The organism is Shewanella sp. SW24, from assembly GCF_025653395.1.
GTDB classification, from domain to species: domain Bacteria; phylum Pseudomonadota; class Gammaproteobacteria; order Enterobacterales; family Shewanellaceae; genus Shewanella; species Shewanella oncorhynchi.
Genome location: NZ_JAKKSH010000006.1, coordinates 80,140 through 94,668, shown reverse-complemented (window position 1 = coordinate 94,668; position 14,529 = coordinate 80,140). Strand labels below are relative to the sequence as shown.

Annotated in this window: 10 protein-coding genes; 4 read left to right on the top strand and 6 right to left on the bottom strand. The window is 44.4% G+C overall.

Going from position 1 to position 14,529, the window contains the following annotated elements; translation table 11 throughout:
• Nucleotides 1–128 precede the first annotated feature (128 nt).
• On the top strand, nt 129–1,418 hold the full coding sequence (locus tag L5M17_RS07150; protein ID WP_028761020.1) for an alpha/beta fold hydrolase: 1,290 nt from the start codon (nt 129–131) through the stop codon (nt 1,416–1,418).
• 207 nt (nt 1,419–1,625) lie between these two features.
• Here the strand turns inward: L5M17_RS07150 and L5M17_RS07145 are convergent, their stop codons facing one another.
• From L5M17_RS07145 to L5M17_RS07135, 3 genes are read right to left on the bottom strand one after another with little or no spacing between them, the layout of a single operon-like run.
• Nucleotides 1,626–2,009, bottom strand: coding sequence for a cytochrome c3 family protein (locus tag L5M17_RS07145; RefSeq protein ID WP_173244080.1), 384 nt, complete (start codon nt 2,007–2,009; stop codon nt 1,626–1,628).
• Between the two features lie 42 nt (nt 2,010–2,051).
• Nucleotides 2,052–3,689 carry a histidine ammonia-lyase gene (gene hutH, locus L5M17_RS07140; RefSeq protein WP_263146245.1) on the bottom strand — a complete coding sequence of 546 codons (1,638 nt, stop codon included), beginning with the start codon at nt 3,687–3,689 and terminating at the stop codon, nt 2,052–2,054.
• A gap of 41 nt (nt 3,690–3,730) precedes the next feature.
• Nucleotides 3,731–5,284 carry a flavocytochrome c gene (locus L5M17_RS07135; protein ID WP_263146242.1) on the bottom strand — a complete coding sequence of 518 codons (1,554 nt, stop codon included), beginning with the start codon at nt 5,282–5,284 and terminating at the stop codon, nt 3,731–3,733.
• A gap of 165 nt (nt 5,285–5,449) precedes the next feature.
• Here L5M17_RS07135 and L5M17_RS07130 point away from each other — a divergent pair, with 165 nt between their 5' ends.
• The gene (locus tag L5M17_RS07130; protein WP_028761024.1) at nt 5,450–6,976 is read left to right on the top strand and encodes a sigma-54 interaction domain-containing protein; all 1,527 of its coding nucleotides are present in this window, start codon (nt 5,450–5,452) and stop codon (nt 6,974–6,976) included.
• Nucleotides 6,977–7,091: 115 nt separating this feature from the next.
• Here the strand turns inward: L5M17_RS07130 and L5M17_RS07125 are convergent, their stop codons facing one another.
• Nucleotides 7,092–8,261, bottom strand: coding sequence for a porin (locus tag L5M17_RS07125; protein WP_263146239.1), 1,170 nt, complete (start codon nt 8,259–8,261; stop codon nt 7,092–7,094).
• A 248-nt stretch (nt 8,262–8,509) separates the two neighbouring features.
• The gene (locus L5M17_RS07120; protein ID WP_263146236.1) at nt 8,510–10,636 is read right to left on the bottom strand and encodes a DNA topoisomerase III; all 2,127 of its coding nucleotides are present in this window, start codon (nt 10,634–10,636) and stop codon (nt 8,510–8,512) included.
• Between the two features lie 166 nt (nt 10,637–10,802).
• Here L5M17_RS07120 and L5M17_RS07115 point away from each other — a divergent pair, with 166 nt between their 5' ends.
• Nucleotides 10,803–11,090, top strand: coding sequence for a hypothetical protein (locus L5M17_RS07115; protein WP_263146234.1), 288 nt, complete (start codon nt 10,803–10,805; stop codon nt 11,088–11,090).
• Nucleotides 11,091–11,357: 267 nt separating this feature from the next.
• On the top strand, nt 11,358–12,836 hold the full coding sequence (locus L5M17_RS07110; RefSeq protein WP_105252099.1) for an alanine/glycine:cation symporter family protein: 1,479 nt from the start codon (nt 11,358–11,360) through the stop codon (nt 12,834–12,836).
• Nucleotides 12,837–12,963: 127 nt separating this feature from the next.
• On the opposite strand, the gene purF is transcribed toward L5M17_RS07110, so the two are convergent.
• On the bottom strand, nt 12,964–14,478 hold the full coding sequence (purF, locus tag L5M17_RS07105) for an amidophosphoribosyltransferase (protein ID WP_028761029.1): 1,515 nt from the start codon (nt 14,476–14,478) through the stop codon (nt 12,964–12,966).
• Nucleotides 14,479–14,529: the final 51 nt, after the last annotated feature.

Here is a 14,529-nt window from a genome sequence, read left to right as displayed (position 1 = left end):
ATTTTGTCTATACCCAAGTTAGCTGAAGATACGCGTTTCAGGTAGCCTAGGTTACTGCATCTTCAGCTTATTTGGGTATACAATCTGCCAATCACAATAACATGATCCTCTGCCATTAAGGTTGTTTGATGAAACCCGATATTATTCTCGCCGGAGTGCTGGCGAAGAAACACACTTTTACCTTGCCCCTCAACTATCAAAATCCAATTGCAGAGCAAATCCAAGTGTTTGCCAGAGAACTCTGTAGCCCAGAAAACAAAGATAAAAAACTACCTTATATCGTATTTTTTCAAGGCGGCCCTGGATTTGCGGCCATGCGTCCCGCCAGCAACAGCGGCTGGATCCGCCGCGCATTAAAAGAATATCGGGTGTTATTACTCGATCAACGTGGCACAGGCTTATCAACACCGATTAATTACCAAAGCCTGCAACACTTAGATCCCGCAGCTCAAGCGGATTACCTAAGCCATTTCAGGGCTGACAATATCATTCGTGATGCCGAAACGATTCGTGCCCAGCTTTGTCCCGCCGATAAGTGGGCGATTCTCGGCCAAAGTTTCGGGGGATTTTGCGTGTTACATTATTTAAGCGCCGCCCCTCAAGGCGTCAGTGAAGCCTATATCACGGGTGGCATACCATCATTAACCCGTAGCAGCGACGACGTCTATCTTGCGACTTATCAACGCGTACTGGCGAAGAATAAACAATTTTTCCAACGCTTCCACGATGCTCAACATCTCGTCACTCGCTTAGCAAAACATTTGCTTGAAAATGAAGTGTATTTGGCAACGGGTGAACGCCTCACGGTTGAAATGCTGCAACTGCTGGGTATTAATATTGGAATGGAGCAAGGGCCTGAATCGGTTTATTATTTGCTTGAACAAGCCTTGATCAACACGGCTTCAGGGACAGTCGTTAACCCGTTATTTTTAAATCATTTCGGTCAAATGCTCGATTACAACACTAACCCGATTTTTGCCCTGTTGCATGAAGCCATCTACTGTCAACACTCGGCTTCACAATGGTCGGCACACAGGGTTAGACAGCAATTCCCCGCCTTTAACTATCAACAAGGTAAACCGTTTTTATTCACAGGTGAGATGATATACCCATGGATGTTTGACCAATTTAGTCACTTAGTGCCGCTTAAAGCCGCGGCAGAAATCCTTGCCCATAAATCAGATTGGCCAACACTTTACAATCTAGAGCAACTGGCACAAAACCGAGTCCCTGTTGCAGCGGCCATTTACAGTGAAGATATGTTTGTAGAGATGCAATACAGTTTAGAAACCACAAAACAAGTTGGCAGGCTAAAGTATTGGTTAACATCAGAATATGAACATAACGGCATCCGCATGGATGGAGAACGCATACTGGATAAGCTCATCAGCTTAAACCGAGGCGACACCCTAAGATAAATATGAGCTTTAAGGGCTAATTAAGTTAATGCTGAGATTATATGCCTGCTCCTCATCAGTTGAGTGATTTTGGCAAGCTTTAACGACCCATTTCCGTATGAGTAAACCGTTTTGGTTTACTCTTTTTTTTGCAAAAAATGCACTCACCTTCGGCGAGTGCATTGCCCAATAAAATAGACGACAAAGCAAAGTGACAAAATCTTAAAACTATCGCTTCATTTTAGGATAAGTAAATTCATGACATTGATTACAATAAACTTTGCTTTCTTTATGTTCTTGATGACAGTAGGTACATGGTAAATCAGAACCGTAATGTAAACTGTCATGGGGATTGGGCTCAACCGAATGCCCCGCGTCTTCAGGTCGCTTAGTCAGTTTAGCCACATCCTGAGGAGAACCATGGCAGTTAGCGCACACTGCGGCATCAGGTATGGTCTTACGCTTTACATCACCATGACAGGCAGTACAGTCGACCTGACCATTCTCACTTGTCATCACATCCTTATGATAATCCTTAATATTCATCGCATTTGTTGTTATTGGCAGCATGAACATGCAACCAAGTAAAAGTGTATATAAGGGTTTTAACATCAGACTCTTCCTATAGCGGGGCATACTGCCCCGCATAACATATTAATAATTTGCGATAAATTCAGTTGAAGTTTGGATATCAGGCGTGAATGGGCGATCTTGAGCAACAAATGGCACTTTTTCTCGGTAAGCCTTGTACATGGCTTCGGTCGCTTTACCTAAATGAAGATCTGGAGTGGCCAACTTACGTAAATCAATTGCTTGACTTGAATGCAGCAACTCTAAACCGTAGATCACACGTGTGTTGTCGACAATCTGGATCAAATTGTCCGCAGCAAGCTTCAGGTTAGTGAAAGTATCTTCAATTCCCCCCGCAATTGAAATCCCATCAAATGACACTGGGGTCGCCAACTGTTTATTACGAACCTGCATATCTACAAAAGCTTTTTGAATCGCGCCAAAAGCATGGCCATTATTACCTGGAGCACTTAAAAAGCGTGGCAGTTTAGTAAAGTGATCATCGGATAAGTGGATAGTGCGCATGACACTGTTATGGGATACATGCGTCAACGCCACGCTCAAGTTTTGTACTGCCAGTGCAACAGGCAAAGGTTCAAAGTTCGTGGTTGGGAACACACCACCTTGCCCTTCGACAATATACTTAGCAACCTGTGGAAACTTCGCATACTCATTCGATGCGCCAACAATAACTGCAGGGTTATCATCCGAATGATTTATTTGAATATTTACCACATAATTCAATTCTGCTAACGCTTGTTCAGCACTGGCTAACGTGTATGCTGTCGTTCGGTAACTGAGAGGGTCCTGCAAAGGACGTTCATCATTAAGCTGCCATAAATAACTGCCATCTAACTGTTTTAGAATGTCACTTGTGCTGGCTTTAATATAAGGGAAAGGACGAATATCATTGGTTTGTGGTAAAAATGGCGCCACGTTACCATTTAATCCCTCAAGGCTTAAACCAAATAGCGTTGGCGAGATAGAGAGTAATTGCTTGGCCTCACGGTAACCTTGCATCGCATAAGCAACTGAAAACGAATTGTTAGACAGAATTGATAGCGCATCTTTACCCATAGGCACAAGTGGTGTAATTCCGGCATCCGCCATAGCATCTTTACTGCTAACACGTTGTCCTTTGTAGAATACTTCCCACTCACCCACCATAGCTAACCCGACATGGGATGAGAGCAAAATATCCGCTTCACCTACAGTACCGTGGGCGGGGATGACTGGCGTTAACCCTTTGTTAAGGTATGCCTCATAGAGTTCAGCCACAACAGGTTGCACCCCTGTTTGTCCCGCGAGCATAGTATTTAAGCGTACCGCCAAGGCTAATCGAGTTAACCGAATCGGTGCAGCGTCACCGACTCCTGCACTATGAGCTCGAAAAGTGCTGTAGTTAAAGTTACGTGATGCCTCAAGCACTTCATCACTTAACTTGCCATTGGCATCAAATAACTTGTGATCTTTGTTCAAACCAACGCCCACAGTAAGACCATAAACAGGCTTACCTAAACGAGCAGCTTCCATCAACAAACTATTAGCTTTAACGAGTTGGGTTTTCGCTTGAGATGCAATCTTGACTTTAGCGCCATCGGCGATTGCCCATGCTTGTTCTTGCGTTAAATGTTTACCATCGAGGACAACGTGCTCCATCGCTAAAGCACTCCCAGAGAGTAGGCTTAAAGTAAGCGATGCCATCAACACTGATTTATTCATTACCATTCTCCAATACATTGTAATTTTTAATAAAAATCTAATTATGCTTGCTTAAGCACCGCCGCCTTTGCCGCGGCACAATTTCGGCCCGCGTTGCGACCAGTAACAACGCCCTCTGCGACAGCACAAGCGCCTAAACGGCTAGCACCGTGAATTCCTCCGGTTGCTTCACCTGCGGCATACAGCCCTGGAATGGCTTGGTTGGTGACTAAATGCAGTACTTCTGATCGGGTATTCACTTTAACGCCGCCCATGCAATAGTGAACTTTTGGCCACATACGAACGGCATACCAAGGCCCTTTATCTAGCACAATGGCTTCTTGCAGAGGACGTGCGAATTCTTTATCAACACCATTTTTTACCGCTTCGTTCCAACGGGCGACTTGAGCTTTTAGTGCTTTGGCTGGCATACCATAAATAGCAGCAAGTTCGTCTAAGGTTTCTGCTTTACTAATCACCTTATATTTCAGTCCCCAATCTAAGGTTTGCGCCTTACTAGCCCCTTCTGCATTAGTGAAACCAATAGGATAAACAGGCTGACCATGTTCATCACGGCGAGTCATGATAGCGTCAGCTCTCGCTTTACGATCTGCAAGTTCATTGAAAAAACGTTCACCAGTGCGCACATCCACCACAATACCGTGGGGATAGGTCGCAATCGTGTTGAACTGGGATGCAGTACCAAAGCCTTTTTCATCGGGAGATGCCCATGGGCCGAGTTGAATTTGGTCTAAATGAATAGGGTTAGCACCTAAGAGCATCATTTGCTTTAGGGCTTCTGAAGTTGCACCAGCATGATTGGTGGAATCTAAGTCGTTATTTAACTCAGGTAGTTGCATCATGCGATATTCAATATCGCGACCAAAGCCCCCCGTTGCCATGACAACACCACGGCGCGCGCCTATGCGACGTATTTTACCGGTTCGCTCATTAGGGAAATAAAAACCTTCACGAACTTCGACCCCAATCACGCGACCATCGAGATCTTTCACAAAGCTTTCGAGCTTGGTCTGATTTCTCATCACCACGCCTTTATCTCTCGCGGCGTTAATCAGCGGTCTGATAATACCTGCCCCTGAACTTTCAACGGTTTGCAAGACTCGTTGTATTGAGTGTCCACCAAAATGCTGTACAAAAGGTTTCCACTTAACCCCATGTTCAATCAACCACTGACAGGATTCAGCCGTGCCATTACACACCAGTTTTAACATCTCAACATCGTTCATGCCCCGACCTGCTCGCATCATATCGGCGACCATTTCATCGACAGAATCATTAATTCCGGCCTGTTTTTGCAACTCAGAGCCCGCCACAGCCATGGCACCGCCATTGATTGTTGAGTTACCGCCAAAGACAGGCATCTTGTCCACAACCATCACACTGACACCGACTTCCCTTGCTTGTAATGCTGCAGACATACCAGCAAAGCCGCTGCCGACGACCAGCACATCTACAATCTCGTCGAATGCTTCAGGAACAGCATCGCAACTTGCTGTTGCAGGTAAGGCTATTGCAGCCCCAAAGCCCGCAGCCATCACAGCCCCACCTTTTAGCAACTGCCGACGGCCCGTATCAATATCTTGAGTTTTACTCATGCTTACTTCCTTCAATAATGGCTGGAACTTGTCAGCATGGAAGTGCATGCGCTGTGCCAAGCACCTAAAAAGAGGTAATTAAGTGGGGAACTTTGATTAGAGGCACGGAATCACGAAATATAAAGATCTACAATCACGATACTTAATGATTAACATGAAATATCAATGGAAAAACACTTTTATCACGAATCGACACTGAGATTATGCAGTAGCCTACAACTCGAAAAGTCCCTGCAAAGTTACTTCGAGTTTATTCGGGATGAACTGCCTATTGATGGGCTATTTATTAATATTTTTCGCAAACAATTTAATGACATACAATTTATTGCTCATGTCAATGCTAACCAATCATGTACCTTAGATAGGCAAATATCTATCCCTGAAGAACTGGCTAAGTGCTTAGATGATCCTCAACGCCCACGCGTGAGAATTGTTAATGATATTGAGCACGACCCAATCACAGCTTTAGTTGCGCCTAAGGTGATCAGTGGTATTCGTTCGCTGATCATTTTGAGAATGTCTATCGAAAATACCCACCTTGGGATAGTCGGATTTTATGCCAAAACGACAGGCGTTTTTCGCCCTCGTCATGCTGATTTAATTGCTCCGCATATGCATGCATTAGCCTTAATCACTGCACTAAATCTACGCGGACGTAATTTACTTAAAGAAAATGAAGCACTCTCAAAGCAGAATGTGAGTCTTCGCAGAACACTGGATGTCCAGAATGGCGTAGTGGGAGCCAATTCAGGCTTGAAACACGTCATGCAGCAAGTGCAATCTATTGCCAAGATTAATACGACCGTCCTAATGCTGGGTGAAACGGGGTGTGGAAAAGAAGTGATAGCTAATGCTATTCACGAACTTTCTGAACGTTCGGATAAGCCCTTTATCAAGGTCAACTGCGGCGCCATTCCAGATACTTTGATTGACTCCGAACTCTTTGGTTATGAAAAAGGGGCATTTACTGGGGCTGAGTCCCGTAAAATTGGCTACTTCGAACAAGCCAATGGCGGCACTATCTTCCTCGATGAAATTGGTGAGCTACCACTATCCGCACAGGTTCGATTACTCCGTGTGCTTCAAAATAGCAGTATTACCCGTGTGGGTGGGCATGATGCTGTACAGCTGGATATTCGTATAGTGGCTGCCACCCATAGAAATTTACAAGCTATGGTACACAGAGAAATGTTTCGGGAAGATCTTTGGTATCGCTTAGCTATTTTCCCTATTGAAATCCCTTCATTAAGACAAAGACGTACAGACATTCCTTTACTCGTACAGCATTTTATCGAGCAACTGAGTTCAAAGTTCAACCTGCCTCAATTACCAAGAGTTACACCGGAACAATTGAATATTCTGAATCAATACGCTTGGCCAGGAAATGTCCGAGAACTCATTAACGTGCTCGAACGGGCGATAATACAACAACCTTCAGGACCGTTAGATTTTGGCTTCCTTGCTCCACATCAGGGTGAGGAAATTACGACCCAAGCAAATCAAACCGTTATCATAGATCCAAACTATGCGAGCGATAAACTTGTGCCCCTTGATGTTATGACCAGAAAATATATTAGTCATGCACTGAGGATTACAGGTGGAAAACTCTATGGTCCAGGAGGTGCGGCTGAGTTATTGGACATCAATGCCAATACCCTGCGCAGCAAAATGAAGAAACTGGGGATTGTATAATCTTTCAAGGCTAACGAGTGCTCTATAACAAAAATAGAAAGCATCGGTTAACAAAGTGCATAAATAACAAAGGTCACATAAGTGACCTTTGAAAAATTAATGATAACCATAGGATCTAGAAGAAATAACGGATTCCCACCGCATAGTTGTTATCTTGTAGATCTTCATAGGCTTTATCATCCATACTGCTGAAATCTATTTTGGCCTCAACGTACATAATTGTGTCGCGGCTATAGCGATAATGCAGACCTAACACTGCAAATTGGCGTGTCCATTTTCCTTGGATCGCAGTATCTACATCGGTATCAAGATCTTGATATGTCAGTAATACTGTTGGAACGAAACCATTATCATACTGATAAGCAACAATAAACTCTGCTCCAGTTGAATCATATAAATCTCCCCCCACTAATTCGTTTTGCTCACTCTTATGGGCGTTAAAACCTACGTATAAACCGTCAGCATCACGACCTGGAGCATATTGATAGAAACTACCGTATTGGGCGCCAATCCCAATAATTTGGTTAGTGTTATCAACCTCTTGGCCTGCAAGATTTCCGGTAAAATCACCACGATTAAATCCCGCTAGCACTTTAAATTTATCAGTAAAGTTGTAAGTTACACTTGCACCGTAGCTAGGTTCGAAACTCAATTCGGAACCATCATTCAAGGGAGCACCACTGCCATCATACAAGGCAACATCGCTATTTTGTTTAGAGGCATACTGCACTGCGACATGTAGATTACCAAAAGTATTACGATATTGCAGCGCAGCATCGGCACGTCCTGCCCCTGTTAAACCACCGTCACCGAAGGTATAGGCCCCCACTGACCACCCCGTAAAAGCATTGAGCACATCGGTTGTGTAAGCAACATCATAGTAAGCCCCCCATTGCTTACCAAAACTGATCTTTCCCCATTTCTCATGGGACATCCCTACATAACCCAATCGATTGAATAAAAAATCTGAATTTTTAGATGCAGATAACTGACCGCCACCTTGGCCTTGCGTGTATATAAGGCCGTCATCACTGGTCACCATATTGATACCCCATTCCGTATGGGCAAAGGAGCTCCAGCCATTTTTCTCTTGACGGTCGAAACGAAAACCAACACGAGAAAAATTATCTATAACGGAAGTTTCATGACCATCATTTAACGCGGCAAAACCTAACCAACCTATCATGTTAACGCTGTTAGTTTGGTCATTATACAACTCAACGGCTTGAGCAGTTCCCATTAACAATAAGCTTGGGATCATCAAAGCGAGCAATGTCTTTTTCATTTAATCTACCTTTAAATTCAGCGAAACCACATATAATTACATGATTTATTTAATATATTATTTTCCCCAAACAATACTAAGCAGGTTATATGCCACCGGGAGGAAAAGCTGAAAATCAAGGTGTTTTTTAGATACGGATCAGGCAATCTCGAAATATCGTGATTATCGGTTGTTAAATACCGTTAGATAAATTAAATGTCGTTATTACATCAAGAGACAATAACGACATATATGCAACAAGTGTGTCATTACACTGCTGTTGTAGATTTACGGCTATTAGAAGCTGAACGACTGGTTGATCGAGTTACCGAACTTTTGGAACTGGTCTTTTGGGAAGCATATTTGTTGGAACCATCGTTTTTTGTTGTACCTATACCTTTCGCTGAACTTGATTTTTTAGAGTACGACTTACGATAACCAGATTTATTACTTGCCGTTTTACGATAACCTTGGCCTTGTAAACCATTAAGCGCGGTTGGCAGTTGTGCGCCTGCATTCTGGATAAGCGTGGATAAGGTGCCGAGCAGTGGCTGCATAAAGGCTTGATAAGAGGTTTCTTTATGGCAAATGCCGTTCAGGCTCGCTTCCCAAAGCGCTGTCATATCCGGCGTAGTCGCACTCGCGGGCAAGCTGTTAATCAATCCTTTCCCCACGTCTGTCGAGACAATAGATTTACCTAGGCGTTGTAAAAAACCGCGTTTGAACAGCAATTCGATAATACCTGCACGGGTAGCCTCTGTACCTAATCCATCGGTTTCTTTAAGAATTTTACGGATCTCAGGATCGGTCACATAACGGCTAATACCCGTCATAGCACCGAGTAAAGTGGCATCGGTAAAGGCCTTTGGTGGTTGAGTATTTTTCTCCAACAATTCGCCTCGAGTACAATGCAAAGCCTGTCCCAATTTCAAAGGCGGTAATTGGCCGATAAACTCGTCATTCTCCTCATCGTCCTTACCTGCGCTTTCTTCCGTCGACTTGTTGCCACTCGCCTTACTGCCATTAGGCTCTTGGCGGGCAAAGAGTTGCTTCCAGCCGAGGGATTTATCCTGACGCGCCTTGGTATTAAATAAGCCCCCCTCGATTGTCACTTGCACTGTGGTTTCACTGTAACAATAAGCCGGATAAAACTGGGCTAAGTACTGGCGAGCAACATGAAGATATAACTGCCTCTCACGCTGACTCAAGCTAGATAAGTTAGCCGTCTTCGCTGTGGGGACGATTGCGTGATGGGCGTCCACTTTTTTATCATCCCATGCTTTAGATTTAAGACGGGGATCGGGTGCATCAGCACCTTGCAATAACTCAGCAGCGCCGTCACTTATCGCCTTAAGAACCGAAGGCGCAAGGTTATGTTGCTCAACGGGTAAATAACGACTGTCGGAGCGTGGGTAAGTAATGAGTTTATGGCGTTCATACAAACTTTGGCAGGTATCGAGCACATCCTTAGCACTCATACCAAACCGTTTAGCCGCATCAATCTGTAACGCGGATAAGCTGTAGGGCAATGGTGGATTCTGTTTCTTGTCCTTAGCCACTAATTGAGTGACTAAGGCGGGTTTATCACTGATGCGACTCACCACATTTTGCGCTAACCCTCTCACTAACACTCGTCCTTCTTCATCCATATAAGGCTGACAAGCTTCGCTAGGTTGCCACTTGGCGCTGAAAGTTTCTTGCTTCTCGGTCGCCAAATGCGCTAGTACTTCATAAAAAGGCTTAGATTGAAAGTGGGCAATCTCTTCATCACGGCGCACCACTAGCCCAAGCAATGGCGTTTGTACTCGGCCGACGGATAACACGCCTTGATAACCGACCTTTTTACCTTGGATGGTGTACGCACGCGTCATATTCATGCCATAGAGCCAATCGGCACGACTGCGGGCTAAGGCTGATGTGGATAAAGGAATAAACTCGCGATTACTGCGTAGCTGCGTTAGAGCTCGTTTTACAGCTTGTGGGTTTAAGTCACTGATCAGTAAACGCTGAGTTTGATGTAGCTTGTCCCCCGTCACGCCAAGATAGGCAATCACTTCATCCACGAGTAACTGCCCTTCACGGTCGGGATCGCCCGCATTAACCAAGGTGTTGGCTTGTTTGACTAATCGTTTTAGCACTGTGAGTTGGCTGCGGGTCGCAGCCTTAGGTTTTAGTTGCCACTTGTCTGGCACTATTGGCAAATGCTCGAATTTCCAAGACTTAAATTCAGGATTATAGGCATCAGGTTCTGCTTGCTCGAGCAAGTGACCGACACACCAAGACACACAATCGCCATTGGCGGCTTCGATAAATCCATCGCCTTTTTTATGGGGTTTAGGCAATACATCGGCAATGGCCCGCCCTAGGCTAGGTTTTTCTGCGATATAGAGAATCATACAAACACCAAGCACTGGATATAATTACAGTATAATTTAGCCCAAACGCCAGTTGAGTGCAAATTTCTGTAGTAAACCGAGCTTAAATGTAAAAGCTTAAGTGTAAATTCAATTGCGAATGATTCTCAACAAGGCATAAGATACACTAAATAACTAAGGAGTGACTATGAGACAGTTTGCAATAAATGCGCGACAGGCTATGACAATAACTCCAGTATTAATATTAAGATTCAATCAGTTATTGATATTCCATAGCTTAATGTTACTCGCAATAAGCATGCTCACCAGTACCTGGCTGGGACAAATGAAAATCATCGATATGCCGTTAGCATGGGGATTCATTCTCGTCATTCCTATTGCTGTGAGTTTATCTCTATTACTCAGCCATCAAATCACGCGCCATAGCTTAAGCAGCTTATTCGGCGTGTGGATGCTACTTTGGGTAATGGGATAACTGACATTCATAATAAATCACTACCGTATTTCGAGTTAACTCGCCCCTCCGCTCTATTTATCCATGCTAAAACTCAATTTCAAAACACATTGGTTTCAAATATTTAACACTTTAACTATGAAGCTCCCTAAAAAATAGTTATGTTGAGTATCTTGGATATTTACAAAAAATGTCTTAATCAAAAGTGAATGTCCTAACTCAACATCTGTTGAATAACCGTAAACCTAAAAACTCTGCTAAAACAACACAATAAAGGAATCGGAGTCTATGAATGAGATTGTCAACGCGATCAATAGTGTAATTTGGAGCCCTGCACTTATTTTTCTTTGCCTAGGTGTCGGGCTCTATTTCTCCCTTCGCACTCGATTTTTGCAGCTGCGCCATCTGCCAGAAATGATCCGCCTGATGTTTGATGGTAAGAGTACTGATGCGGGAGTGTCGTCTTTTCAAGCACTCGCGATGACATTAGCGGGCCGAGTCGGTACAGGTAACATTGCAGGGGTTGCCACAGCAATCACCTTTGGTGGTCCTGGCGCTTTATTTTGGATGTGGATGGTTGCCTTTCTCGGTGCCAGCTCCGCTTTCGTTGAATCTACCTTAGGTCAAGTCTATAAAGAAAAAATCAATGGTGAGTATCGCGGTGGACCTGCTTTTTATATTGAAAAAGGCTTAGGCATGAAATGGTATGCATGGGTATTTGCAATTGCGACCATATTTGCCTGCGGGATCCTGCTGCCGGGCGTACAAGCTAACTCGATTGGTTCAAGTTTAAAAACCGCTTTCAACATAGATCCTAATGTGACTGCAGCCATACTGGCTATGCTTCTAGGCTTTATCATTTTTGGCGGTGTAAAACGTATCGCTCACTTTGCCAGTGCCGTCGTCCCCTTTATGGCACTGGGTTACATCATAGTGGCTTGTGTCATCATAGCGCTAAATATTGGCCAGCTACCGGGTATTTTATGGTTAATTATCAAAAGTGCCTTTGGCTTTGATGCGGGTTTTGGTGCCATTTTAGGCTTAGCCATCATGTGGGGGGTAAAGCGGGGTATTTACTCCAACGAAGCGGGTCAAGGTACAGCGCCACATGCCTCATCTGCAGCGGCGGTAAGCCATCCAGCCAAACAAGGGTTAGTTCAAGCTTTTTCTGTGTATATCGACACCTTATTCGTTTGCTCTGCAACAGGTTTCATGCTGCTCATTACAGGACTGTATAATGTTCAGGGCCCAGACGGTGCGGCGCTCTATACCGGCATTGCCGGAGTCGCTGCAGGACCAGGCTACGTACAAACGGCAATGGAAAGTATGATGCCAGGATTTGGCAATATCTTTGTGGCTATCGCACTGTTCTTCTTCGCCTTTACGACCATAGTGGCTTATTACTACATTGCCGAGACCAACATTGCCTATATTAACCGTAAAGTAAATCATCCTTGGTTCATGGTCGTTCTCAAAGTCGTGATCATTGGCTCAACCGTATACGGCACAGTTAAAACGGCTGATATGGCTTGGGGAATGGGCGACATTGGTGTTGGACTCATGGCATGGCTCAATATTATTGCCATTATTCTATTGAGGAAAACCGCATTCACTTGCCTTAAAGATTATGAATCACAGCAGGCACTTGGCATAGAGCCACTTTTTGATCCGGTAAAACTGGGTATTAAAAATGCGGATTACTGGGTTGAACGTAAGCACGCTGAAGAAAATGTAATGACTGAAACAGCGCAACGCATAAATACGTAGACGTTATCACGATGATCCGTTAAGCAAATATAAGCCATTAAAAAGCCAGTGATTTCTCACTGGCTTTTTTTGTATCGTTTAGAACAAAAAGGACACAAACTTTACGATACTGAATTACCCACAATCCTTATGGGTGACAGACGTTATGCAGCTCTAAGTTAGTGCCAATATCTTTATTTCGATCGGCTTTGGCATCGTCATTACGCAGTTGCGTCAAGTGATCTAAATACGCTTGGTCAACGTCGTTCGTGATGTAGTGACCATCAAATACGGACGTTTCGAAACGTTTAATCGCAGGATTCTCCATTCTTACCGCTTCAATTAAATCGGGTAAGTCTTGGAAAATAATGCCATCAGCACCAATTAACTTGGCGATTTCATCGGCATCACGACCGTGTGCAATAAGCTCATTCGACGTTGGCATATCAATACCGTACACGTTCGGGAAACGAATTTCCGGTGCGGCAGAGGCAAAGTACACTTTCTTGGCACCGGCTTCACGGGCCATTTCGATGATTTGCTCTGAGGTCGTACCGCGAACGATAGAGTCGTCCACCAACAGGACATTTTTGCCTTTGAACTCAGTGTTAATGGCATTCAACTTACGACGCACTGACTTCTTACGCTCCTGTTGACCAGGCATGATGAAGGTACGGCCAATATAACGGTTTTTCACAAAACCTTGGCGGTACGGTAAATCCATGCAACGAGCAATTTCCAGCGCGATATCGCAAGAGGTTTCAGGAATAGGAATAACCACGTCGATATCGTGATCGTACCATTCCTTCTTAATCTTCTCGCCAAGCTTAGCGCCCATGTTGACGCGACTTGCATATACAGACACTTTGTCGATCGTCGAATCTGGACGGGCAAAATAAACAAATTCGAAGATACAAGGTGCATAGCTAGGCTCGGCTGCACATTGACGGGTATACAGCTGGCCGTCAATTGAAACATAAATCGCTTCACCCGGTGCAACATCACGCATCACTTCAAAGCCAACGGCATCGAGTGCCACACTTTCAGAAGCCACCATGTATTCAGTGCCAGTGGCAGTTTCGTGCTTACCTAATACCAAAGGACGAATACCAAATGGGTCACGGAACGCAACTAAGCCTTGACCAATAATCATGGCAACAACCGCGTAAGCGCCACGAGCTTGTTGGTGTACGTTAGCGACCGCATCGAACACTTCTTCCGACGTCAGAGTCAAACTCGTGGTTTTTTGCAGTTCGTCGGCCAACAGGTTTAACAAGACTTCAGAATCCGAAGTGGTGTTCACATGGCGACGTTTTTTGATAAGCCCTTCGGCTAATTCGACTGTGTTGGTTAAGTTACCGTTATGGGCTAATGAGATCCCAAATGGCGAGTTAACATAGAAAGGCTGCGCTTCAGATGCGCTTGAACTGCCCGCAGTTGGATAACGCACATGGCCAATACCAGCATTACCTTGTAGGCGTTGCATATGTTTGACTTCAAAAACGTCTTTAACCAAACCATTGGCTTTACGTAGTCTGAAAGCACCACGATCAATGGTCACAATACCTGCCGCATCCTGACCTCTGTGCTGCAACACTGTCAGTGCATCATAAATGGTCTGATTAACCGATGATTGGCCAACTATTCCGACGATACCACACATGGGTAAGCTTCCTCATTGTAAGATGTTCTATCACTTAGGATTATTTTATTT